This window comes from Streptomyces sp. H39-C1 (assembly GCF_027158125.1).
GTDB classification, from domain to species: Bacteria; Actinomycetota; Actinomycetes; order Streptomycetales; family Streptomycetaceae; genus Actinacidiphila; species Actinacidiphila fildesensis.
This window is the reverse complement of record NZ_JAPVLS010000009.1, coordinates 77,396-98,511: the sequence shown is the minus strand read 5'-3', so window position 1 is coordinate 98,511 and position 21,116 is coordinate 77,396. Positions and strand designations below refer to the sequence as shown.

20 protein-coding genes are annotated in these 21,116 nt (G+C 70.4%); 14 read left to right on the top strand and 6 right to left on the bottom strand.

Annotated features, from left to right (window positions below; genetic code table 11):
* The first annotated feature begins 29 nt into the window (after positions 1-29).
* From O3W51_RS08650 to O3W51_RS08630, 5 genes are read left to right on the top strand one after another with little or no spacing between them, the layout of a single operon-like run.
* Positions 30-332: a hypothetical protein gene (locus O3W51_RS08650; RefSeq protein ID WP_138353172.1), complete on the top strand. Its 303-nt coding sequence runs from the start codon at positions 30-32 to the stop codon at positions 330-332.
* On the top strand, positions 329-1,801 hold the full coding sequence (locus O3W51_RS08645) for a putative T7SS-secreted protein (protein WP_187144875.1): 1,473 nt from the start codon (positions 329-331) through the stop codon (positions 1,799-1,801). Before O3W51_RS08650 ends, O3W51_RS08645 begins: the two co-directional genes overlap by 4 nt.
* Entirely contained in the window at positions 1,794-3,206 is a 1,413-nt protein-coding gene (locus tag O3W51_RS08640; RefSeq protein WP_198357386.1) for a hypothetical protein, read from the top strand. Before O3W51_RS08645 ends, O3W51_RS08640 begins: the two co-directional genes overlap by 8 nt.
* Complete coding sequence (locus O3W51_RS08635) at positions 3,203-3,802, top strand: hypothetical protein (RefSeq protein ID WP_138353174.1); 600 nt, start codon at positions 3,203-3,205, stop codon at positions 3,800-3,802. Before O3W51_RS08640 ends, O3W51_RS08635 begins: the two co-directional genes overlap by 4 nt.
* A gap of 4 nt (positions 3,803-3,806) precedes the next feature.
* Entirely contained in the window at positions 3,807-4,394 is a 588-nt protein-coding gene (locus tag O3W51_RS08630; RefSeq protein ID WP_198357387.1) for a hypothetical protein, read from the top strand.
* A 21-nt stretch (positions 4,395-4,415) separates the two neighbouring features.
* Here O3W51_RS08630 and O3W51_RS08625 read toward each other — a convergent pair whose 3' ends face one another.
* The gene (locus tag O3W51_RS08625; RefSeq protein ID WP_138353176.1) at positions 4,416-4,790 is read right to left on the bottom strand and encodes a DoxX family protein; all 375 of its coding nucleotides are present in this window, start codon (positions 4,788-4,790) and stop codon (positions 4,416-4,418) included.
* Positions 4,791-4,906: 116 nt separating this feature from the next.
* Between O3W51_RS08625 and O3W51_RS08620 the strand changes: the two genes are divergently transcribed.
* Together O3W51_RS08620 and O3W51_RS08615 are read left to right on the top strand one after the other, a co-directional pair.
* Positions 4,907-5,584 carry a TetR/AcrR family transcriptional regulator gene (locus tag O3W51_RS08620; protein WP_164293992.1) on the top strand — a complete coding sequence of 226 codons (678 nt, stop codon included), beginning with the start codon at positions 4,907-4,909 and terminating at the stop codon, positions 5,582-5,584.
* A gap of 170 nt (positions 5,585-5,754) precedes the next feature.
* A complete protein-coding gene (locus O3W51_RS08615; protein WP_138353178.1) occupies positions 5,755-6,747 on the top strand; it encodes an adenosine deaminase in 993 nt (330 codons plus the stop codon).
* Positions 6,748-6,830: 83 nt separating this feature from the next.
* Here O3W51_RS08615 and O3W51_RS08610 read toward each other — a convergent pair whose 3' ends face one another.
* Positions 6,831-7,634 carry an HAD family acid phosphatase gene (locus tag O3W51_RS08610; protein ID WP_138353179.1) on the bottom strand — a complete coding sequence of 268 codons (804 nt, stop codon included), beginning with the start codon at positions 7,632-7,634 and terminating at the stop codon, positions 6,831-6,833.
* A 150-nt stretch (positions 7,635-7,784) separates the two neighbouring features.
* Between O3W51_RS08610 and O3W51_RS08605 the strand changes: the two genes are divergently transcribed.
* Complete coding sequence (locus O3W51_RS08605; RefSeq protein WP_138353180.1) at positions 7,785-8,870, top strand: S-(hydroxymethyl)mycothiol dehydrogenase; 1,086 nt, start codon at positions 7,785-7,787, stop codon at positions 8,868-8,870.
* A gap of 166 nt (positions 8,871-9,036) precedes the next feature.
* Positions 9,037-10,119 (top strand): hypothetical protein, encoded by a 1,083-nt coding sequence (locus O3W51_RS08600; RefSeq protein ID WP_138353181.1) that lies wholly within the window; start codon positions 9,037-9,039, stop codon positions 10,117-10,119.
* A 120-nt stretch (positions 10,120-10,239) separates the two neighbouring features.
* On the opposite strand, the gene O3W51_RS08595 is transcribed toward O3W51_RS08600, so the two are convergent.
* Complete coding sequence (locus O3W51_RS08595) at positions 10,240-11,574, bottom strand: family 4 glycosyl hydrolase (protein ID WP_138353182.1); 1,335 nt, start codon at positions 11,572-11,574, stop codon at positions 10,240-10,242.
* 46 nt (positions 11,575-11,620) lie between these two features.
* On the opposite strand from O3W51_RS08595, the gene O3W51_RS08590 reads away from it, so the two are divergent.
* The 4 genes from O3W51_RS08590 to O3W51_RS08575 all read left to right on the top strand — a co-directional run bounded on the left by O3W51_RS08590 (position 11,621) and on the right by O3W51_RS08575 (position 15,847).
* Positions 11,621-12,736 (top strand): carbohydrate kinase family protein, encoded by a 1,116-nt coding sequence (locus tag O3W51_RS08590; RefSeq protein ID WP_198357389.1) that lies wholly within the window; start codon positions 11,621-11,623, stop codon positions 12,734-12,736.
* A 207-nt stretch (positions 12,737-12,943) separates the two neighbouring features.
* Positions 12,944-13,990, top strand: coding sequence for a PhoH family protein (locus tag O3W51_RS08585; RefSeq protein WP_138353184.1), 1,047 nt, complete (start codon positions 12,944-12,946; stop codon positions 13,988-13,990).
* Between the two features lie 22 nt (positions 13,991-14,012).
* Entirely contained in the window at positions 14,013-14,510 is a 498-nt protein-coding gene (ybeY, locus tag O3W51_RS08580) for an rRNA maturation RNase YbeY (protein ID WP_138353185.1), read from the top strand.
* A gap of 5 nt (positions 14,511-14,515) precedes the next feature.
* A complete protein-coding gene (locus O3W51_RS08575; protein WP_138353186.1) occupies positions 14,516-15,847 on the top strand; it encodes a hemolysin family protein in 1,332 nt (443 codons plus the stop codon).
* 12 nt (positions 15,848-15,859) lie between these two features.
* On the opposite strand, the gene O3W51_RS08570 is transcribed toward O3W51_RS08575, so the two are convergent.
* Genes O3W51_RS08570 through O3W51_RS08560 form a run of 3 tightly spaced genes read right to left on the bottom strand, consistent with a single transcriptional unit; the run spans position 15,860 to position 20,323 of the window.
* Positions 15,860-19,249 carry an NACHT domain-containing protein gene (locus tag O3W51_RS08570; RefSeq protein WP_269285015.1) on the bottom strand — a complete coding sequence of 1,130 codons (3,390 nt, stop codon included), beginning with the start codon at positions 19,247-19,249 and terminating at the stop codon, positions 15,860-15,862.
* 19 nt (positions 19,250-19,268) lie between these two features.
* The gene (locus O3W51_RS08565; protein WP_269285013.1) at positions 19,269-19,514 is read right to left on the bottom strand and encodes a DUF397 domain-containing protein; all 246 of its coding nucleotides are present in this window, start codon (positions 19,512-19,514) and stop codon (positions 19,269-19,271) included.
* Complete coding sequence (locus O3W51_RS08560; RefSeq protein WP_138353189.1) at positions 19,511-20,323, bottom strand: helix-turn-helix domain-containing protein; 813 nt, start codon at positions 20,321-20,323, stop codon at positions 19,511-19,513. Before O3W51_RS08560 ends, O3W51_RS08565 begins: the two co-directional genes overlap by 4 nt.
* A gap of 127 nt (positions 20,324-20,450) precedes the next feature.
* Here O3W51_RS08560 and O3W51_RS08555 point away from each other — a divergent pair, with 127 nt between their 5' ends.
* Positions 20,451-20,888, top strand: a complete 438-nt coding sequence (locus O3W51_RS08555; RefSeq protein WP_269285010.1) for a hypothetical protein — start codon at positions 20,451-20,453, stop codon at positions 20,886-20,888.
* The last annotated feature ends 228 nt before the right edge of the window (positions 20,889-21,116 follow it).

Sequence of the window (21,116 nt, the reverse complement as noted above, 5' to 3'; positions counted from 1 at the left end):
TTCCAGCTCGAGGTCAGCGGAGGACAGCCATGGGGGAACCGGATCTTGCTGCGGACACGCTACGGATACGGCAGTGCTCGGCCGCGCTCAAGCGCGTCCACGACGAGTTCGACAAGCACGCGAACCCGGCGGACGGCTACGGCCGGGCGGAGATCGGCTCCGACCTCCTCACGGATGTCTTCCATGACTTCGGCAGCAACTGGAAGGTCCACCGGACGAAGCTGACGGAGGAACTGGAGAAGCTCGCCAAGATCACCGAACAGGCGGCGGACACATACGACCAGGTGGACTCCGAACTCGCCAAGGCGCTGCGCGGGGAGGACAAGAAATGACCCGCCCCTCGTACGGCTGGGAAGTCCTCGGCGAGCACGGTGACCCGGTCCCGGGGGACCCGGACACGGTGGCCCGGCTGGGCCGGGAGCTGCGGAAGACGGCGGAGTCGATCGAGCGCGAGGCCCGCGAGATCAAGGCGCTCGCCTCCGTCGAGGCCTGGAAGGGCAAGGCCGCGGACGAGTTCCGCGACCAGGCGTCGAAGGCGTCGGACAAGCTCCGCAAGGCGTTCCACCGCTACGACGAGGCGGCCAAGGCCCTCGGGGAGGACGCCGGCGACGGCGTGACCGGCGGCCCGTACGCGCGCGAGCTGCACCGTGCGCAGAAGATCGCCGACAAGGCCCTGCGCGACGCCCAGGACGCCGACACCGAGCACTCCGGTGCGCAGCGGGCGATCTCCCAACAGCCCGCCGACACCCCCAAGGACGACCCGACGGCCGTCAAGCTCAAGGCCAAGCAGGACGCCGCCGCGGGCGCGATCGGCGAGGCCAAGAAGGACCTGCAGCGGGCGAAGGACATCCGCGACCACGCCGCGAAGGCGGCAGCCGACGCGATCCGCCACGCCATCGACCACGACGGCCTGAAGGACAGCCGCTGGGACAAGTTCAAGGGCTGGGTCCACGAGCACGCCGACATCATCGGGAAGATCGCCGACATCGCGGGCTGGGTCGCCACGATCTGCGGCACGCTCTCGCTCCTCGTCGGCTGGATCCCCATCATCGGCCAGGCCCTCGCGGGCATCCTCGGCACGATCGCCCTGGTCGCCACGCTCGTCTCGCTCGTCGCGCACGTCCTGCTGGCGCTGTCCGGCGACGGCAACTGGTTCGATGTCGCCCTCGACGTCGTGGGCCTCGCCACCTTCGGCATCGGCCGCGGCGCGATCGCGGGCGCGCGCGGCGCGTCGGCGGGGACGCGGGCGCTGGCGCGCTCGGCCCGCTACAAATCGATCATGGAGAGCGCGGTCGCGAACGGTCTGAAGAAGGGCACCAAGGCGTACCAGAAACAGGTGGCCAAGGCCTGGAAGATCGCCAACCGCGAGTCCGGCGGAGCCGCCCGCGGCAAGGACGCCGCGAACGCCATGAAGAACGCGCCGAAGGGCTGGTTCCCCGGCTGGGGCCGCGTCGGTGACGCGGTCAATCCCGTCAAGATCGCCAAGGAGAGCTGGCAGAGCGTCAAGGACCTCAAGGCCTTCCGCGACGTTCCCCAGCTGTTCCACGGCAACACCTGGACCGGCGTACGCGCCGCAGTGGGCGACACGGGACTCGCCACGGACGCGGCCAACCTGGCCCGCGCCAACGTCGGCAACATCGCCAACGGCGCGGTCCACGCGGGGGCGGACGTCTTCAAGACCCAGACCAGGATATGGATCGGTGCGACCGGCATCGCCTCGGGCATCGACGCGGCGGACAAGGCCGGCGCCGGTGACGCGCTGGGACTGAAGGACTCCACAGTCAGGGAGATCGGTGACTGATCCGCAGCTGGTACCTGTCGGGAACGGGACCGCGGGCATCGCGGAGCCGGCGCTGCGGCCGTCGGCCCGGCGGCATCCGGGCCTGGACATTGTCCGCAATGCCCGGATCCACCGGGACGGACGCGAACTGGTGGTCCGTACCCGGGACGGGCGTGAGCGCCGCTACGCGACCGGCCCGGGCGGCATCGAACGCGCCGTCCATGTGGACGCGGTCGGGCCGTGGATCGACGGCAGCATGACGGTGCCGCCGCGTCCCGGCACCTGGGGTTTCGTGGAGCTTCAGGACGGCGACGGCAGGCGCGTGCTGCGCATCGATGTGGAGCCGTGGCTTCCGGAGTCCCCGGTGCTGAGCGGAGTCCGCCCGGACCGTGACTTCCGGATCCTGGAACTGACCGGACTCGCCCCGCTGTTGAAGGACGCCGGTATTCCGGTGCGCACGGTGCGCGACCGCGAGGACGAGCTGGTTGCCCGGTCCGGGGCCGGGAACGCCACGTATGCGAACCCTGGCCGTCTGCTTCCCCGGTGGAACACCCTCGGCCGGGGGGCGGTGATGGCCGTCTGGTTCCTGGCCTTTGCCGTCGCGATCTTCCCGGTCGGGAATCCGCCGCGGGAACTGTGGGTCGTGACGGCGGCCGCTGCCCTGGTGATGCCGGTGCTGAACCTCGCCGCACGGCTGCAGGCCCGGCTGCGTGAGCGCCGCGCCGATGTCCCTCCCGTCGAGTCGCGGATCGCCCCCGACCCGCTGCCCGGCTCGGGTGCGAGCGTACGGTTCTGCGCAACGGCGGCGGTCCGGGTGCAGGAACGCGACATCGTCCTGGTGGACAGCCTCGGGCGCGAGCGTTGGCTGGCGCGCTCGGGTCCGCACAGGGTGGCCGCACTGGTCCGGGTGCTGGAGAGCGCGAACGGGACACCGCTGGGCGTCGAGTTCCAGGGACCCGGCGGAGAAATCCGTGCCGTTCTGCCCTGGGAACCGTGGTTCGGCGGGCCGGAAGGCGAGGCGCGCTGGACACAGCTGCGGAGCTCCACCGGACGCGGCGTCAATGACCGTGTACAGGGCAAGAAGGAGCGGTGGCCCGCAAGCCCGGTGGGCCAGGCGGATGTCGGTCTGATGACGACCCTGCCAGCGGCCACCGCTCGTCAGGCCTCGCGGTTCCCGGCCACCGTGCTCGGCGGCGGGGGCACCTGGCCGGTGCTCGGTATGGCGCTGCTCTCGCTGCTGGGGTGCGCCCGGATGATCGGCGGGCACCCCTCTGCCGGTGCGGCGGGCACGGCGCTCGGTTCGCTCGCCCTCTGCGGGATCCTCGTCCCCCTCGCCGCCCACAGCCTGCGCAGCCGCCTGCGACTCGACCGCCCGGCCCAGGGCCAGGCGCCGGACAACACTTCTCGACAGGAGCCACGTTCATGACACCGGCCGATTCGCCGAGTGACTACCAACTCCTGCTCCCGGACGGCTGGTTCCGGATCGACCTCGATCCGGAGCGGCGGGAGGGCGCGGTCGACGCGCTCGTGGAGCGGCAGTTCCGAGGGATCGACGATGCGCCGATCATCAAGCAGCAGGTGCGCGACGAGCTGCGCGGCCGGGCGCTGGAGGCGTACCGGAACGGCGGGATCGAGCTGTACATGAGCCTGCAGTCGGCCGGTGCGCTGACGGTTCCGGCGTCGCTGCTGGTCACGCTGGTGCCGCAGGAGAGCCTGGGGTCGGGGGTGCCGGTGGACGACCTGGCCGGGTTTCTGGCGGAGCGGGGTGGTCCTGACGGGTACCAGGTGACGGTCGAGGACCTGCCGGCCGGTTCGTCGGTGCGGACCAGGGCCCGGACGGTTCCGGCGGCGGACGATCCGTCCGGCGGCGCGCTGCCGGTCACGTCCGTGGACTATCACGTGCCGGTGCCGGGCTCGGAGGCGTATCTGCTGCTGTCGTTCTCCACGCCCCTCGACCCGATCGCCGACGCGATGGCGGATCTCTTCGACGCCGTGGCGCTGTCCCTGAAGTGGAGCGCATGAGCCAGTGAACGACGACACGTGGAACGTCGGTATCGAATGTCCCGAGGACTGGATCCCGCTGCCCCTGGAGCCGGGCATCGACCTCGGCGCGTGGGCGCTGGAGCAGGCCGGGAAGCTCGCGGCGGCGCCGGCGGAGGTCGACGCCGACGCGCTCATGTACGACCTGCGGGAGCGGGCCGCCGACAGCCGGGGGCGGGAGCCGGTGTTCGCGTTCGGGCTGTATCCGGAGGGGTTCGAGGAGGCGCTCGCGGTGCTGGAGGTGGATGTCGTCCACCCCGACGACAAGGTGCCGTCGATCACGCTGGACTGGATCACCGAGGTCTTCGCGACCGGTGACTTCCAGGAGCCGGAGGTGGAGCGGGCCGTGCTTCCGGCAGGGCCGGCCGTCCGCATCCGCCAGGGGCTGGCCGGCCGGGGGACCGGGCAGAGCGGTGAGCGCTCCCTGATGGAGACGGTCACCTACGGCGTGCGGCCGCCCGGGATCGAGAGCGCGGTCATGGTCCTCGTCTCCTGGACGGCGCCCGGCCTCGCCGACCTGATGACGGCGGCGGCCGACCAGATCGTCCACACCCTCAAGATCACGGCGACGTAAGGGTGTGACGCGAGGGCCGGGTCAGAAGGAGTACGGCCCGAAGCGGCCCCATGCGATCACCACGGCGAGGACCAGCAGAACGACCGACGGGAGGACCTCCTTCGCCGCGTCCTTCTTGCGGAGGTGGTAGTTCGCGGCGCCCGCCATCGTCACCGCGAGGCCGGCGGCGGCGATCGGGGTGAGGATCGGCGCTATGTCCGTCGCGGCCGGGAGGATCAGGCCGATCGCCCCGAGGACCTCGGCCGCGCCGATGAGCTTGACCATCCCGGCCGAGTAGTCGTTCACGAACTTCATCGTGCCGGCGAGCTTCTCCTTGGGCTGAGTGACCTTCATCAGTCCGGACGCGAGGAAGGCGGCGGCGAGAACGCCCTGCAGGACCCAGAGAACGGTGTTCATGGCGGGGACTCTTTCCGGGATGTGGGGACGAACCTGAGGCAACCCTCATGTTCCCTCAGGTTGAATACCGTACCACCGAACCTGAGGTATGCCTCCGGTTCGGTAGACTGGCGGACATGTCCGACTCCGACCGCTCTCGCTGCCCGAAGCGTGTCCTGCGGCGCGACGCGCAGCGCAACCGCGACGCACTGATCGCGGTCGCCCGCACCGCCTTCGCGCAGGACGGCATCGACGCGCCGCTGGAGTCGATCGCCAAGCGCGCCGGGGTCGCCATCGGCACCCTCTACCGGCACTTCCCGACCCGGCTCGACGTCATCGAGGCGATCTTCGCCGAGAAGCTCGCCGAGTGGCTGGCGGCGGCCGAGCGCGGGGCCGCCGCCGAGGATCCCTGGGAAGGGTTCGCCGGGTATCTGGAGGACATGTGCGCGCTGCAGGCCGGCGACCGGGGGTTCAACGACCTGGCGTCCATGCGGCTGCCGTCGTCACCCGAGGTGGAACGGCTGCGGCTGCGCACCTTCGAGCTCAGCCGCGACATCCTGCACCGGGCCCAGCGGGCCGGCGCCGTACGCCCCGATCTCACGCCCGAGGACCTGGCCTTCCTCATCTGGTCGCAGGCGCGGATCACCCAGGCCACCCGGGAGGTCGCGCCGCGCGCCTGGCGGCGTCATCTCGCGCTGCTGCTCGACGGCTTCCGCGCCGAGCGCGCCCACCCGCTGCCCGAGCCCGCCCTGACGCCCACGCAGGTCGGCCTCGCCATGGCCGCTCTGGGTGGCAGCAGCTCCTGCCCCGGCTGACGCTCGCAACCGGCCGACGCCCCGCCACCGGCTGACGCCCCGCAACCGGCCGACGCCCCGCCACCGGCCGAAAGCGCTGCCCCGGACAGCGGCGCGCGCGGCCGGCACCGCGCTGACCTGTACCGTTGTACGACCCCTCGCTGCCGTACCGACTGTGAAGTGATTCCCCCGTGCCCATTCCCAAGGCTGAACTGCACCTCCACATCGAAGGCACCCTGGAGCCGGAACTGGCCTTCGCGCTCGCCGCGCGCGGCGGGATCTCGCTGCCGTACGCCGACGCCGACGAGCTCCGCCGCGCCTACTCCTTCACGGACCTGCAGTCCTTCCTGGACCTGTACTACGCGCTGATGGCCGTCCTGCGCACCGAGGAGGACTTCGCCGACCTGGCCGACGCCTATCTCGCGCGCGCCGCGGAACAGGGCGTACGGCACGCCGAGATCTTCTTCGACCCGCAGGCGCACACCGCGCGCGGCGTCGACATCGGCACCGTCGTCGAGGGGCTGTCCCGCGCGCTGGACGCCGGGCGGGAACGGCACGGCATCAGCACCCAGTTGATCATGTGTTTCCTGCGCGACGAGTCCGCGCAGTCCGCGCTGGACACCTTCGAGTCGGCCAAGCCGTACCTGTCCCGGATCTCCGCCGTCGGGCTGGACTCCGCCGAGGTCGGCAACCCGCCGTCGAAGTTCCGCGAGGTCTACGAGCGGGCCGCCGCCGAAGGGCTGCGCCGCGTCGCCCACGCGGGCGAGGAGGGCCCGCCGGCGTACATCTGGGAGGCCCTGGACGTGCTCGGCGTCGAGCGCGTCGACCACGGCCTGCGCTCCCTGGAGGACCCGGAGCTGGTCGCCCGGCTCGTCCGCGACCGCATCCCGCTCACGCTGTGCCCGCTCTCCAACGTCCGGCTGCGCTGCATCGACCGCATCGAGGACCACCCGCTGCGCGCGATGCTCGACGCGGGTCTGCTGGCGACCGTCAACTCCGACGACCCCGCGTACTTCGGCGGGTACGCCGAGGACAACTACGAGGCGGTCCGTGCCGCGCTCGGCCTGGACGACGAGACGGTGCGCGGGCTGGCCCGCAACTCCTTCGAGGCGGCTTTCCTCGACGGGGACGAGGCCCTGCGGGCGCGCTACCTCGCCGAGGTCGAGGCGTACGTCTTCGACTGATGACGTCGGCCCGGCCGGCGGCCCCTCGGAGCCGCGGCCGGGCCGGACGGTGCGCCTAGGGCACGGCGCTTGCAGCAGGGCGCCTACGGCAGGAAGTACATGGGGTTGGGGAGCTTGAAGGTCTTGTCCCCGTAGCCGCCCTCGAGGTCGCTGTACTGGTCGCCGAAGTTGGCGACGATGTTGTAGCCGAGCGACTCGATGTGCTTGCGGGTGCCCGCCTTGTACTCGACCGTCGTGCAGGTCGCACCGCACGGCAGGTAGGCCGGCGGGCTCGTCTTGTTCTTCAGGAAGAAGTGCGCGGCGTCGGCGGCCGGCTTGTAGCCCGCGACGGCGAGGTTGGCGGTGGACGGGTCACGCTGCGCCTCGGGGCGGCCGGTCAGGAAGAAGACCGTGATGCCGTGGTCCGAGGCCCAGTTGACCAGGTCCGGCATGCCGAAGACCGGCGCCATGTTCTTGGTGCGGATGTATGTGTCGTTGGTGGCGGGCGTGTAGTTGAAGCCCACCTCCAGCTCGTAGTTGTACGTGAGCAGCGTCGTGTCGTCGACGTCGAGGACGATCGCGGGCTTGGCGCCGTGCCCGTTCCCGTAGCTGTTCCCGTTTCCATGACCCTCGTGCCGCAGGGTGTCCTTGAGGTAGTCCTTCGCCTTGCTCTCGATGCCCGCGACCTGCTGCGCGTAGCTGCTCTGCGGCGACGCGTTGTGCTCACCGGCGGCGTCCACGGTGTCGCCGTAGTACGCCTTGATCTCGGTGACGACGTTGGTGAGGTTGGGGATCTGCTTGTCGCTGCGCGGCACCGAGTTGCCGGCGGAGGCGCCGCCGATTCCGTAGAGGGTGGCGCCGACCGCAAGGGTCGCGGCGGTGAGCGCCAGGGCTCGGGTCCGGGGCATGGCGGTGCTCCTTCACGTCATGTGCACGTCGGGTGATTCCGCGAACCTAGACCCATGATCATGGCTGGTCAAGGATGGTCTACGCGCGGGGATCCGGCGGATGCGGCACGGTGCCTGCGTGGTGCGGCCGTCCGGGCGTACGGTGAATCCATGACTCAGCACGTACGCGGAGTAATCGCGCCTGGTAAGAACGAACCCGTTCGCGTCGAGACGATCCTGGTGCCGGATCCGGGGCCCGGCGAGGCCGTGGTCCAGGTACAGGCCTGCGGGGTGTGTCATACCGATCTGCACTACAAGCAGGGCGGGATCAACGACGAGTTCCCGTTCCTGCTCGGCCATGAGGCCTCCGGCATCGTGGAGTCGGTCGGCGAGGGGGTGACGGAGGTCGCGCCCGGCGACTTCGTCGTCCTCAACTGGCGTGCGGTGTGCGGCCAGTGCCGCGCCTGTCTGCGCGGCCGTCCCCAGTACTGCTTCAACACGCACAACGCGAGCCGGAAGATGACGCTGGAGGACGGAACAGTGTTGTCCCCAGCTCTCGGCATCGGCGCGTTCGCCGAGAAGACCCTGGTCGCGGCGGGGCAGTGTACGAAGGTGGACCCGGCGGTCTCCCCGGCGGTGGCCGGGCTGCTCGGCTGCGGTGTGATGGCCGGGATCGGCGCCGCGATCAACACCGGCGGGGTCGGACGGGGTGACTCCGTCGCCGTCATCGGCTGCGGCGGCGTCGGGGACGCGGCCATCGCCGGGTCGCGGCTCGCGGGCGCCGGACGGATCATCGCCGTCGACATCGACGACCGGAAGCTGGAGACGGCGCGGCGGATGGGCGCCACCCACACCGTCAACTCCCGCTCCACCGACCCGGTCGAGGCGATCCGGGAGCTGACCGGCGGCAATGGCGCGGATGTCGTCATCGAGGCGGTCGGCCACCCTGAGACGTACCAGCAGGCGTTCTACGCCCGTGACCTGGCGGGCACCGTCGTGCTGGTGGGTGTGCCCACGCCCGAAATGAAGCTGGAGCTGCCGCTGCTGGACGTCTTCGGGCGCGGCGGCGCACTCAAGTCGTCCTGGTACGGGGACTGCCTGCCGTCGCGGGACTTCCCGATGCTGATCGACCTCCATCTGCAGGGCCGCCTCGACCTGGGCGCCTTCGTGACCGAGACGATCGGGCTCGGCGACATCGAGAAGGCGTTCGCGCGGATGCACGAGGGCGACGTGCTGCGCTCGGTCGTGGTGTTCTGACGTCGTGCAGCGAGCCATGGGTGTCCGCCCACTTCCGGGCCCCGGGGTCGCCCTTGAGGTCGGCCGTCACCCCGGTGGTCCCGGTGACCTTGAAGGGAAAGCCGCCGGCCTGCCAGATCATGCTGTTGCGGTGCCGGCGTCCCCGGGGTCGGTGTAGGTGATGTAGTTGTCGGGGTCGGCCGCGTGGATCCTCTTCGACCTCGACCTCGGCGTCGGCGTCGACGTGGTCCACCCCTCGGCCGACCCCTCCGGGTACCGCTTGGTGGTCGTCCCCCGGGCTCTATCTGCTCTCGGCGGAGCACGCCGAGCGGCTGACCCGCTTCGTCGCGGACGCTACCAGGACATGACCCGCGGCCAGCTGTTCGCGGTGCTGCAGCAGCAGGCGTTCTTCATCACCACCGAGGGGCAGCACTTCACGGCGCCGCTGTGGGTGAGCGAGTTCGGCACCGGCACCGAGGAGAACGACCCCAAGGCGCGCGCCTGGTTCGCCAACTTCACCGACTTCCTCGCCACCAACGACACCGACTTCTCGTACTGGCCGGTGGTCGGCTGGAGCGGGAACGGCCAGGGCGACGCCTACGCGCTCGTGCGCTACGACGCGGCCGGGCACCGCTCGGGAATCCTCGACGGCCCCGACTGGCGGTCCGCCGCCTGGAACCACCTGATCACCGCTCCCTCCCGGACCGGGCAGGTGGCGGTACCGGCCCGCTGGAACATGCTCGACCTGGACAACGCCGACGCCGTCCGGTCCCTGCGGATGCGCGGCGGGCCCGACTGGGACTCCGGAGCCCGCAAGGCCACGTGCCCCGACGGGCAGCGGCTGATCGGCCTGGCGCACACCGGGAACCGCGGTCTGTGCACCGACACCGGCGCCGGTGACCTGCGGTCGGCAGGCCCCGAGTACACGGTCGTCCGCGACGAGAGCTACGTCCGCAGTGGCGACTGGGCGGGCGGCTACACCAAGCTCGAATGCCCGGCGGGACAGTTCCTCGACGGCTACAGCGTCCGCGGTGCCGCCGTCTCGGCGGCCCTGTGCGTCCCGGCGCGTGCCGCGCTGGGCACCGCCGGCCGCACCGTGTGGTTCGACCGGGGCGACAACCGCCCGGCCGGCGGTCCCGGCGGCGAGTTCGCGTCCGGGAACTACAAGGGGCAGTGCGCCACCGACGAGTACGCGGCCGGTATCGCCTACACCGGCCGCGTCGGCTCTCGCCGGACCCCGGATGCCCTGCTCTGCCGCAAGCTGGCCTGACCCGCCTGACCCGCCTGACCCGCCTGACAGACGAGACGGCCTGACAGGCGAGACGGCCTGACGCACCGGCCGGCCCCACCCACGGGCCGGCCGGAGCACGTCCCACCGAGTATCGCCGGGCTACCGCGGCAGCCCGGCGTCCAGGATGCGGCCCGCGACCGCGACGGAGTCGACCAGCGGATGCAGCGCCAGCGCCCGCAGGGCCGCCGCCCGGGAGCCCGAGGCGGCGGCCTCGATCGCCGACCGTTCGACGGCCTTGAGGGTGAGCATCAGCCCGGCCTGGTGCTCGGTGGGCGCCGCGACCGGCAGTGGCCGGGCACCGAAGGCGCCCACCTCGCAGGGCACTTCGATGATCGCCTCCGCGTCGAGCGCGGGGACGGTCGTCCCGTTCGGCACGTTGAGGATCAACGTGGTCCGCTCGTCGCGCGCGATGGCCCGCATCAGGGCCAGCGCGACCCGGTCGTAGCCGCCGCCGTCCAGGTCGTGGGGATCGCGCTGCCAGCCGCCGGTGGCGGCGCGGTTCTCCGCCATGTACGTCTCCTCGCGCTCCAGCCGCGTCCGGTCCCAGAGGGTGTACGCGTCGGCCGGCCGGTCCGCGGCAGCGGCTGCCGAGGCGAAGAACGCGCCCTGCTGCCGGTCCAGGAACTCCCCGCGGGTCGCCTCGGCCGACCGCACCGCCGCCAGTGCCTCCCGCTCGAAGTAGTAGTAGTGCAGATACTCGTTGGGCAGCGCCCCCAGCGCGGCCAGCCACGGTGCCCCGAAGAGCTTGCCCTCCTCGAACGAGTCCAGCGCCCCGGGATCGGCGAGCAGACCCGGCAGCAGGTCGGGGCCGCCGTCCGACATCCGGCGCAGCCACCCCAAGTGGTTGAGGCCCACGTAGTCGTAGCGGAACGTGGGGGAGTCCGGGTCGGCGCCCGCGGCGCGCGCGGCGCGGCGTACGAGCCCGACCGGGGAGTCGCAGATGCCGATCACCCGCCCGCCCAGCACCCGTGCCATGGCCTCGGTCACCATCCCGGCCGGGTTGGTGAAGTTGATGACCCAGGCGTCGGGCGCCAGCGCCTTCACCCGTTCCGCGATGGCGACCGCGACCGGCAGCGTCCGCAGCCCGTACAGCACCCCGCCCGCGCCGACGGTCTCCTGCCCGAGCACGCCCTCCGCGAGCGGCACCCGCTCGTCGCACACCCGGCCGGCCGTGCCGCCGACCCGGATGGCGGAGAAGACGAAATCGGCGCCGCGCAGCGCGTCGTCCAGGTCCTGGGCGATCCGGACCGCCGGAGCGCCCGGCACCCCGGCCGCCTGGGCGGCCAGCACGGACGCCATGACCCGCAGCCGCACCGGATCCGTGTCGTGCAGCACCAGCTCACGGCAGGCGCCGGGGGCACCCGCGTCCGCGAGCAGCGCCCGGTACACCAGGGGCACGCGGAAACCGCCGCCACCGAGAATCACGAGTCTCATGCGTCTGTGACCTCCACTGTCCGTCTCATCGTGCAGAGTGTTGTTCATGGACGACCAGCCCGTATTCGATCCGCTGGCCGGGGTCCGCTCTCCCGGAGACCCGGCATCCGATGTGTACCTGACCGGGACCGTCTTCCTGGACATCATCTTCACCGGCCTGGACAGCGCGCCGGTGCGGGGCACGGAGTCGTGGGCGCGCGGCATGGGCTCCAGCCCCGGCGGCATCGCCAACATGGCCACCGCCCTGGCCCGGCTCGGCCTGCGCACCAAGCTGGCCGCGGCCTTCGGCGACGACATGTACGGCGACTACTGCTGGGACAGCCTGGCGGTGGGGGAGGGCATCGATCTCACGTTGTCCCGCCGGATCCCCGGCTGGCACTCGCCGGTCACGGTCTCCATGGCCTACGAGGGCGAGCGCACGATGGTCTCGCACGGCCACGAGGCGCCGCCGCCCGAGGAACCCGCCCCCGAGTGCCCGCCCGCGGCCCGCGCCTGCGTGGCCTCCCTGGAGCCCGGCGGCCCCGGCCAGGAGTGGATCGGGCACGCGGCCCGGCACGGCAGCCGGATCTTCGCCGATGTGGGCTGGGACGACTCCGGCCGCTGGGACCCGGCCGACCTCGCGGCCCTGGAGCACTGCGCGGCCTTCCTGCCGAACGCCACCGAGGCCATGCACTACACCCGCACCGAGTGCCCGCGCGCCGCCGCCCGCAAGCTCGCCGAGCTGGTGCCGCTGGCCGTCGTCACGCTCGGCTCCGAGGGCGCGTACGCGGTGGACTCCGCGACCGGCGAGACCGCCGAGGTCCCGGCCCTGCTGATCGAGGCGCTGGACCCGACGGGCGCGGGCGATGTCTTCGTCGCCGCTTTCGTCACCGGCTCCCTCGCCGGCTGGCCGCTCACCGACCGGCTCGCCTTCGCCTGCCTGTCGGCGTCCCTGTCCGTCCAGGAATTCGGCGGCTCGCTGTCGGCCCCCGGCTGGATCGAGATCGCCGCCTGGTGGCAGCACGCCAAATCCTTCGACGAGCAGGACCAGGACGTGATGCGCCGGTACGCGTTCCTCGACGCGCTGCTGCCGTCCGGCACCCGGCCCGGCCCGTTGCCCCGGGCGGTACCGACCATCGGCTTCCGGCGCCCGGCGGGACCGGCGGGGAAGGGCAGGCGCTGAGCCCGGGACGGGCCCGGGGCAGAGCCCGCCCGCGTTAAACCCCACCCGTCACAGAACTGGTCACGGAACCAGTCACGGAACCGGTCGCGAAACCCCGGCGTAAAACCCCTCGGGCCAGAAGGGTCACCGACGTACCCTTGGTGTTCCAAGGCCCTCACCGGGCATGTCGTCATCAGAAGGTGGGTTTCCCAGGCTCCGAGCCGGCCCATGACTCAGACACCGACACAGCACCAGCCGCAGGCACGCGCCCACTTCGTCGTTCCGGCCAAGCACCCCATGGTGACGGTCCTGGGATCGGGAGACGCCCTCCTCCGTGTGATCGAAACGGCCTTCCCGGCCGTCGACATCCACGTCCGGGGCAACGAGATCAGCGCGACCGGGAAGCCCAAGGACGTCGCCCTCATCCAGCGGCTGTTCGACGAGATGTTGCTGGTGCTCCGCACCGGCCAGCCGATGACGGAAGACGGAGTGGAGAGGTCCATCGCGATGCTGCGTGCCAACGGCAACGCGGCCGACCCGGCGGGGGAGACCCCGGCACAGGTGCTCACGCAGAGCATCCTGTCCAACCGCGGCCGCACCATCCGCCCCATGACGCTCAACCAGAAGCGTTACGTCGACGCCATCGACAAGAACACCATCGTCTTCGGCATCGGCCCCGCGGGCACCGGCAAGACCTACCTGGCCATGGCCAAGGCCATCCAGGCCCTGCAGGCCAAGCAGGTCAGCCGGATCATCCTCACCCGCCCGGCCGTCGAGGCCGGTGAGCGTCTCGGCTTCCTGCCCGGCACGCTCTTCGAGAAGATCGACCCGTATCTGCGCCCGCTCGTCGACGCGCTGCACGACATGATCGACCCCGACACCATCCCGCGCCTGATGGCCGCCGGGACGATCGAGGTCGCCCCCCTGGCGTACATGCGCGGCCGCACCCTGAACGACGCGTTCATCATTCTCGACGAGGCGCAGAACACCAGCGCCGAGCAGATGAAGATGTTCCTGACCCGGCTCGGCTTCGAATCGAAGATGGTCATCACGGGCGACGTCACCCAGGTCGACCTGCCGAACGGCACGAAGAGCGGTCTGCGACAGGTGCAGGACATTCTGGAGGGCGTAGAGGACGTCCACTTCTCGCGCCTGACGAGCACCGACGTCGTGCGTCATAAGCTGGTGGGGCGCATCGTCGATGCGTACGAGCGTTTCGACGACGGGAACGCCGGGCGAAGTGCCGCAAACGGCGGCAAAGCCCGTACCCCCTAACCGAGAGTAGTCGCACCGCACCATGGCGATCGACGTCAACAACGAGTCAGGCTGGGAGATGGACGAGCAGGCGGTCCTCGACATCGCCCGCTACGCCCTCCAGCGCATGCGGATCCACCCGCTCGCCGAACTGTCGGTGATCGTCGTGGACGCGGCCGCCATGGAGCAGCTGCACATCCAGTGGATGGACCTCCCCGGTCCGACCGACGTCATGTCCTTCCCGATGGACGAACTGCGCCCCGGGAAGGACGACGAGGAGCCCCCGCAGGGCCTCCTCGGCGACATCGTGCTCTGCCCCGAAGTCGCGAAGAAGCAGGGCGAGGAAGCGGAGACGCAGCACTCCATGGACGAGGAGCTCCAGCTCCTCACCGTCCACGGGGTGCTGCACCTGCTCGGATACGACCACGAGGAAGCCGACCAGAAGGCCGAGATGTTCGGCCTCCAGAAGGCCATCCTCGACGGCTGGCGCACCGAGCGCGGCATCGAGGGCCCCTCCCCGGCCCCGACCACCACCCACTGACGGCGATGGTCCTCTCCGCCGTACTGCTCGTTGTCGTCGCCTGGCTCGCCGCCTGCGCCGAGGCCGGTATCGCCCGCACCTCGCGTTTCCGCGCCGAGGAGTCCGTCCGCACCGGCCGGCGCGGCGCCGACAAGCTCATGGCCGTCGCCTCCGACCCCACCCGCTACCTCAACGTGGCGCTGCTCGTCCGGGTCGGCTGCGAGATGGCGGCGGCCGTCCTGGTGACGGTCGTCTGCGACCGGCATTTCGACCGGACGTGGCAGGTCCTCGGCGTCGCCATCGGCATCATGGTGCTGGTCAGCTACGTCGCGGTCGGCGTCTCCCCGCGCACCATCGGCCGCCAGCACCCGCTCAACACGGCCACGGCGGCCTCCTACGTCCTGCTGCCGCTGGCCCGCATCATGGGCCCCATCCCCGGCCTGCTGATCCTCCTCGGCAACGCCCTCACCCCCGGCAAGGGCTTCAAGCGCGGCCCGTTCGCGAGTGAGGCCGAACTGCGCGCGATGGTCGACCTCGCCGAGTCCGAGTCCCTCATCGAGGACGACGAGCGCCGCATGGTGCACTCCGTCTTCGAACTCGGCGACACCATCGTCCGCGAGGTCATGGTGCCCCGCACCGACCTGGTGATGATCGAGCGCTTCAAGACCATCCGCCAGGCCATGACGCTCGCGCTGCGCAGCGGTTTCTCCCGCATCCCGGTCACCGGCGAGAGCGAGGACGACATCGTCGGCGTCGTCTACCTCAAGGACCTCGCCCGCCGGGTGCACATCAACCGCGACGCCGAGAACGACCTCGTCTCGTCCGTCATGCGGCCCGCCACCTTCGTCCCCGACACCAAGAACGCGGGCGACCTGCTGCGCGAGATGCAGCAGGAGCGCAACCACGTCGCCGTCGTCATCGACGAATACGGCGGCACGGCCGGCATCGTCACCATCGAGGACATCCTCGAGGAGATCGTCGGTGAGATCACCGACGAGTACGATCGCGAGGTCCCGCCCGTCGAGGACCTCGGCGGCGGCTCCTACCGCGTCACCGCCCGCCTCGACATCGGCGACCTCGGCGACCTCTACGGCGTCGAACTCGACGACGACGACGTCGAGACCGTCGGCGGCCTCCTTGCCAAGTCCCTCGGCCGCGTCCCGATCCCCGGCGCCTCCGCCTTCGTCGAACTCCCGCAGGACGGCGCCTACACCCCGGCCCAGCCGACCGCTCTGCGTCTCACCGCAGAAACCCAGGCAGGCCGCCGCAACCGCATCGGCACGGTGTTGGTGGAGCCGATCGGGGCTACGGCGGGGTCGAACGGCGGGCCGGCGGCTGCGGTGAACGGGAGCGAATAGCTCTGCCGTTCGTCAGGCCGAGGTGATCGCGACGATGGTCCCGTCCTTGAGGACCCGCACGCGGGCGCGGCGGCTGACGGCGTAGAGGGCTTCGCGGACGGCGTGCTGGCTGGTGTGGAGCCCGTAGTCCGGAGGTAGGTGGCGTGGGTCCCGGATCTCTGTGGTGACGAAAGCCAGCAGGCGGGCAACGGTCTCCGCATCGTCGGCCACGACGGAGATCATCCGCAACAGGGACCGCGTCCCGATGTCCCCGTCGACGGTCGGCTGAGCGTTGACGTGCCGGATCGTCTCCAGCGCGTCCGCTACGCACGACCGGGGAACCTTGAGCACCGCGTAGATCTTGTCGGACAGCAGGCTGAATCGATTGCCCCGGCGCAGGCAGTTGTCGAATGCGGCCTCCGGATCGATCTCCCACAGCCATTGCATGGAGGACGAATCAATTCCGGCCCGGATGGCGGCCCGGGTGAGCCGGCGCGAGAACGCGACGTCGTTGTACGGTGCGAGTACCTGCATCAGACGGCCCCTCACGGACGCGATCCCAATGCTCCTACGGATATCGCGGGACCTGAGAGGGATGAACGGCCTGAGGCGATGCTTCACGATCGCCTCCTGGACCAGGTGGAGATGGCCCGGTGCTCCCCAGGCCGCCAACGTGACCGCGGCGGAGACTGCCACGTTCCGGCTCGGGTGCGCGGTGAGGAACTCCAGTTCATCGACGCTGCCCGGAAGGTGGTCCAGACAGTGCATGGCAAGCCAGCGGATCTGCCAGGGCCTGCTGTCGTCGACGGCGAGGGCCAGGAAGTCCTCCCGCCAGGCCCTGCCGTGCCCCCGCGTGCTGAACTCCGCCAGGCTCACCATGATGAGGACGGCTTCCCACCCGGTGGCGTCGCCGGCTCGGACGAGGTCCAGGAGGGATCGGAAGCCCGGTTCTCCGGCAACGTTCAGATACGTCCCGGCCAGGCTCGAACCACCGCCGAGGTCCCAGCCGCCGTTGCGGTCCGCGAACCGCAGCAGGAGATCCGGCACCGAAGGATCATCGAGCTGCGCCAGCGCGTCACCCACGGCTCGTACGAGGGTGCCGAACCACTCTGATCCTGCCTCCTGCTCCAGAAGGAGAAGAAGAGTGTCGGCAGGGCCACCGGTAGCGCCCAGCGCCTCGGCGATCGCCGCCAGGTGATGCGTTCTGGCGATCGTGTCCATGTCCGACGAAGGACGGGAGTTCTGCAGTTTCGAGAGCTCCTGAAGAAGCGCGGGAACCGCCTGCCCGACCCGCAGTTTCCCCAGGGCTCTGATGAAGTGCTCTCTCACCTCACCGGGCAGTTCGGAACGAAGGGTGAAGAGCCCCAGCAGCCGCTCACCGGCCCCGCGCCCACCGAGGGCACCCAGCGCGTCGACGAGGGCGATCCGCACGTCCTCGGAGTGCTGATCGTCGGCGATGTAGTCGATGATCTCCGGCAGTTGGCGTCCGGAACCGAGCAACCCCACCAGTACCTGCGCCGCCCGCTCCCGGTCCTGCTCGTACGGCGTCTCCTCCAGCAACCGCCAGAGCGACCGCACGATCTGCTGCCGGAGCCGGGTGTCGGCGATGCGCGGGCTTCCGGTGAGACACCGCGCGGCCATCAGCAGATCCGTGTGGAACAGATCGTCGTCCGGCAGGCTGAGCACGTCGTCCTCGCGCCCGGAGCCGTCCGCCGGCAGCTGCAGCAGCCCGAGCAGCAGGGGAGTGGCATCCGGCAGCGATCCCGCGAGCAGCAGGACGACCTCCTCCCACCACGGGTCGTAGCGCCTCGCCGTGGCCACCTCGATCCCTTCGGGACCCCGCTCCCACAGGGCGGTGGCGGTGAAGTGCTCCTGGAGCGTCAGATGCAGAAACCCGTACCAGCCGTGCGCCTGGGCCTTGAGCAGGCCGTACTGGGCGGCGATCTCGTCGAGGATGGCGCGGTTGTCGCCCGGCGGGAGATCGATCGTCGGCAGATACTGCGCGATGAGCGCCAGCAGATCGTCCTCGGCGAAATAGCGCTGGCCCAGCTGGTGGTAGTGCCAGGCGATCTGCTTGAGGAGATCCTGCTTGTTGTCGGTCGTGAAGCGGCTGTACCGGGAGATCTGCCGGTGGGAGTCCCACTCGCGGAGCATCACCTCCACGCACCGGCGGTACAACGCCGCCCGTCGCTCCGGAAGTTCGAGATCCCGCTCGTACACGATGGCGATCAGGCTGAGCAGCAGCGGGTTCGCGGCGAGGGTCTGCAGCCGGGAGTTGCCGGACAGCGCCTGCACCAGACCGTCGGAGCGAACGTCCTTCGGACCGAACCAGTTCGCGATGAACGTCTTGATCTGCGCCCACTCGAAGTCCAGCGCCTCCATCACCTGGAACTGCACCAGCCCGCTGCGCCAGCCGTGCCGCCGACAGGTGACGACCATGGGCGCCTTCGGGAACCGGGCCGCCAGCCGGTTCACCTCGTTGGCCACGCGGTTGTACGCCGCCGTCGCCTCCTCGGTGGAACCCCCGCCCAGCACCTCGTCGAGCCCGTCGAGCAGGAGCGCGGCTGTCCCGTCGGTGAGCTTCGCCTCCATGTGGGCCCGGGAGCCCGCGAACCCGTACCGATCGGCCCAGAATTCGGCCAGGTAGTCGAGCAGGCTGGTGTGGCCGCTGCCGATGAAGTGGTTCAGCTCCACGTAGGCGGGCAGGTCGGGCAGCCCCGGTATCCCGCGCCGGGTCGCGATCCCGAACGCCAGATGCCGCACCATGGTGGTCTTGCCGGCACCGGGATCCCCCACGACAACGATGCGCTGATGCCGCTGCAGCGCCTCCATCGGCGCGAGGGTGGCGGGGGAGGCCCGATCGGGCCTCGGAGGCTTCTTGGGCGCCTCGATCCCTTCCTGGTCGACGACGGCAGACGCCAGATCTTCCAGCTCGATCGCGGTCAGGAGCTCATCGTCGTACAGATACCGCAGCGGCTCCTGCTCCTGCACCCGCACCTGGACGTACAGCTTCTTCAGGTCCAACGGCCGTGACAGGTCGAGAATGCGCAGCATCGACAGCTCGTGCGCCAGCTTCTCGCAGTACTCGGCCGCCCCGAGCTCCACCTCCCGATGGAGCGTCGCCTCCAGCAGCGCGGCCCGCTCCCGCTCCCGCTCGGCCTCCGCCTCGGCGCGCCGCCGCTCCCGCTCGGCCGTCTCCACCTCGTGGTCCCACGTCCGGCGCTTCACCTCCAGATCGACATCGAGCTGGTGCTGCACCTTCTGCGCTTCCAGCTCGGCCGCCCACGTGGCCTTGTCCCGCTCCAACGCCCGCGTGCGGCGTATCTGATAGAGCAGCCCGGCCCCCGCGATGAGCGCCGCCGTGATGGCGCCGAACATCGTGTAGAGCGTGGTGTTGTTCGCAGCAGCCGACTGGAGTAACACGTAACCCCCGAGGCTCAGGTCAGCTGGGCTGAGCGGCGGCGAAGACGACGAAGGCGGCCCAGGAGGCGGCGGGGACGGCGAGGGCCGGTCCATGCGGGTCCTTGGAGTCGCGGATGTGAACGGTGGTGGGGTGGATGGCTACCTCCACGCACTCGCCGCCGCTGCTACCGGAGTGGGTGGACTTGCGCCAGTCGTAGGCGACTTCTACGCAGTCGCCGCCGTTGGAACCGCTGTAGCTGGACTTGAACCACATCAGGTCGCTCATAGCTGTGACGCCAACTCCTTTATCAGGGCCACGGATTCCTCAAGTCCCAGGGCCTGAGTTCGGATCATCGCATACCGCTGGGAGAACCGGGCCACCTCATCGGCGGGTGCAAGGATCTGACTGTTGCCCTGCACTTCGAGGTAGACCAATTGCTTGTGTCCCGGGGTTTCGATCAGAGTCATGGGGCCGTCCAGCCCGGCGTGATTTCCACGAGCCAGCGGCATCACCTGGATGGTGACGTTACGCATGCTTGCGCAACTAAGCAGGTGCTCGCACTGGGCATACATCATGTTGCGCTCGCCCACCTGGCGCCGCAGCACGGACTCCTCGATGACGAAGCTGAGCAACGCGGTGGGCTTGCGGACGAACAGCCCCTTGCGCGCCCCGCGTGCGTCTACCAGCCGGTTGATCTCCTCTTCATCCAGCGGCGGGAACTCGCTGCTGATCACAGCCCGGGCGTACTCCTCGATCTGCAGCAATCCGTGGAGCACGTGGGTGCTGTACGAGGAGATGCTCATAGCCTCCGCTTCCAACTTGGCGAAGTCCTTGAAGTAGGCCGGATACCGGTCATGAGCCAGGTGCTCAGTAGCGATCGCCAGAAGTCCACCCGCCTCCAGCGCCTCATCAGCCGCCGCGATGAACTCAGGCGACGGGATGCGCTCGCACGTCTCGACGGCGCTGACGTACGAGTCGGAGACATGAACCAGCTCGCCCAGCTGGGCCTGCGTGAGGCCGCGCGACTTGCGGAACGTACGCAATAGCTCGGCGAAGTACCGTGCGGTCCCCGAGGATCCAGCGCTCTGACCCATTCTCGCCACCCCACACCCGTCAGCTCGATTCCACACGTCTCCACGGGAGTTCGACCCGAACCCCCACCCAGCCTCTGTCGAGGTTCCGGTCCTGTTCAGGCTAGCTGTGCGTGCCGACAGTGGACGTATGAATACAGAAAGTAACCGAGTGAACGTCCGGCACCCCTGGCTGCCGGTCTCCGGGCACCGGCTTCGCAAGGCCGGCGTCTTCTTCGACGCCGTCCGCGTCGCGGAAGAGGTCGGCGAGGAACTGGCGACGCGGCTCGAAGCTCTCACGAACGGTGAACCGGGGCCGGTGATCGAGGAGTCGGCGGGGTGCCGGTGGATGTACTTCCTGGTTGCGCCCGGGAGTTCCGCGGGGCGCAGCTGGCCACCGGGGACCACCCGTCTGGGATCAGGCGGCCGCGACGCCTACGTCGGCATCCCCGCCCTCGCCGGTCTCACCTGGCCCCTGAGCTGGCGCTGCGCGCCTCGGCCCGACCGCCGGCTCGTCGACCCCGACCTCCTGCACGGAACGCTCTGTGCCCAACTCGGCTGGGAGCCGCGCCCGTTGGAGCGTGGTTGAGGTTCAGGCGGTGCGAAGTGCCCTTCTGCGGCGCTGCGCACCTTGACCGGGCGGAGGGGGAGGCCCCGGCGCTGCGCGCCTGCCAGTGAGCCGCCCCGCTGCGCGGCCCGGTGTTGTGCAGTGAATCCGGTCCGCTGCGCTCCCCGGGTGCGGAGTGGGGCCGGTCCGCTGCGCTCCCCGGATGGGGGCGAATCCTGACGCCTTGAGCCCCATGCGGCCGCAAGGGAT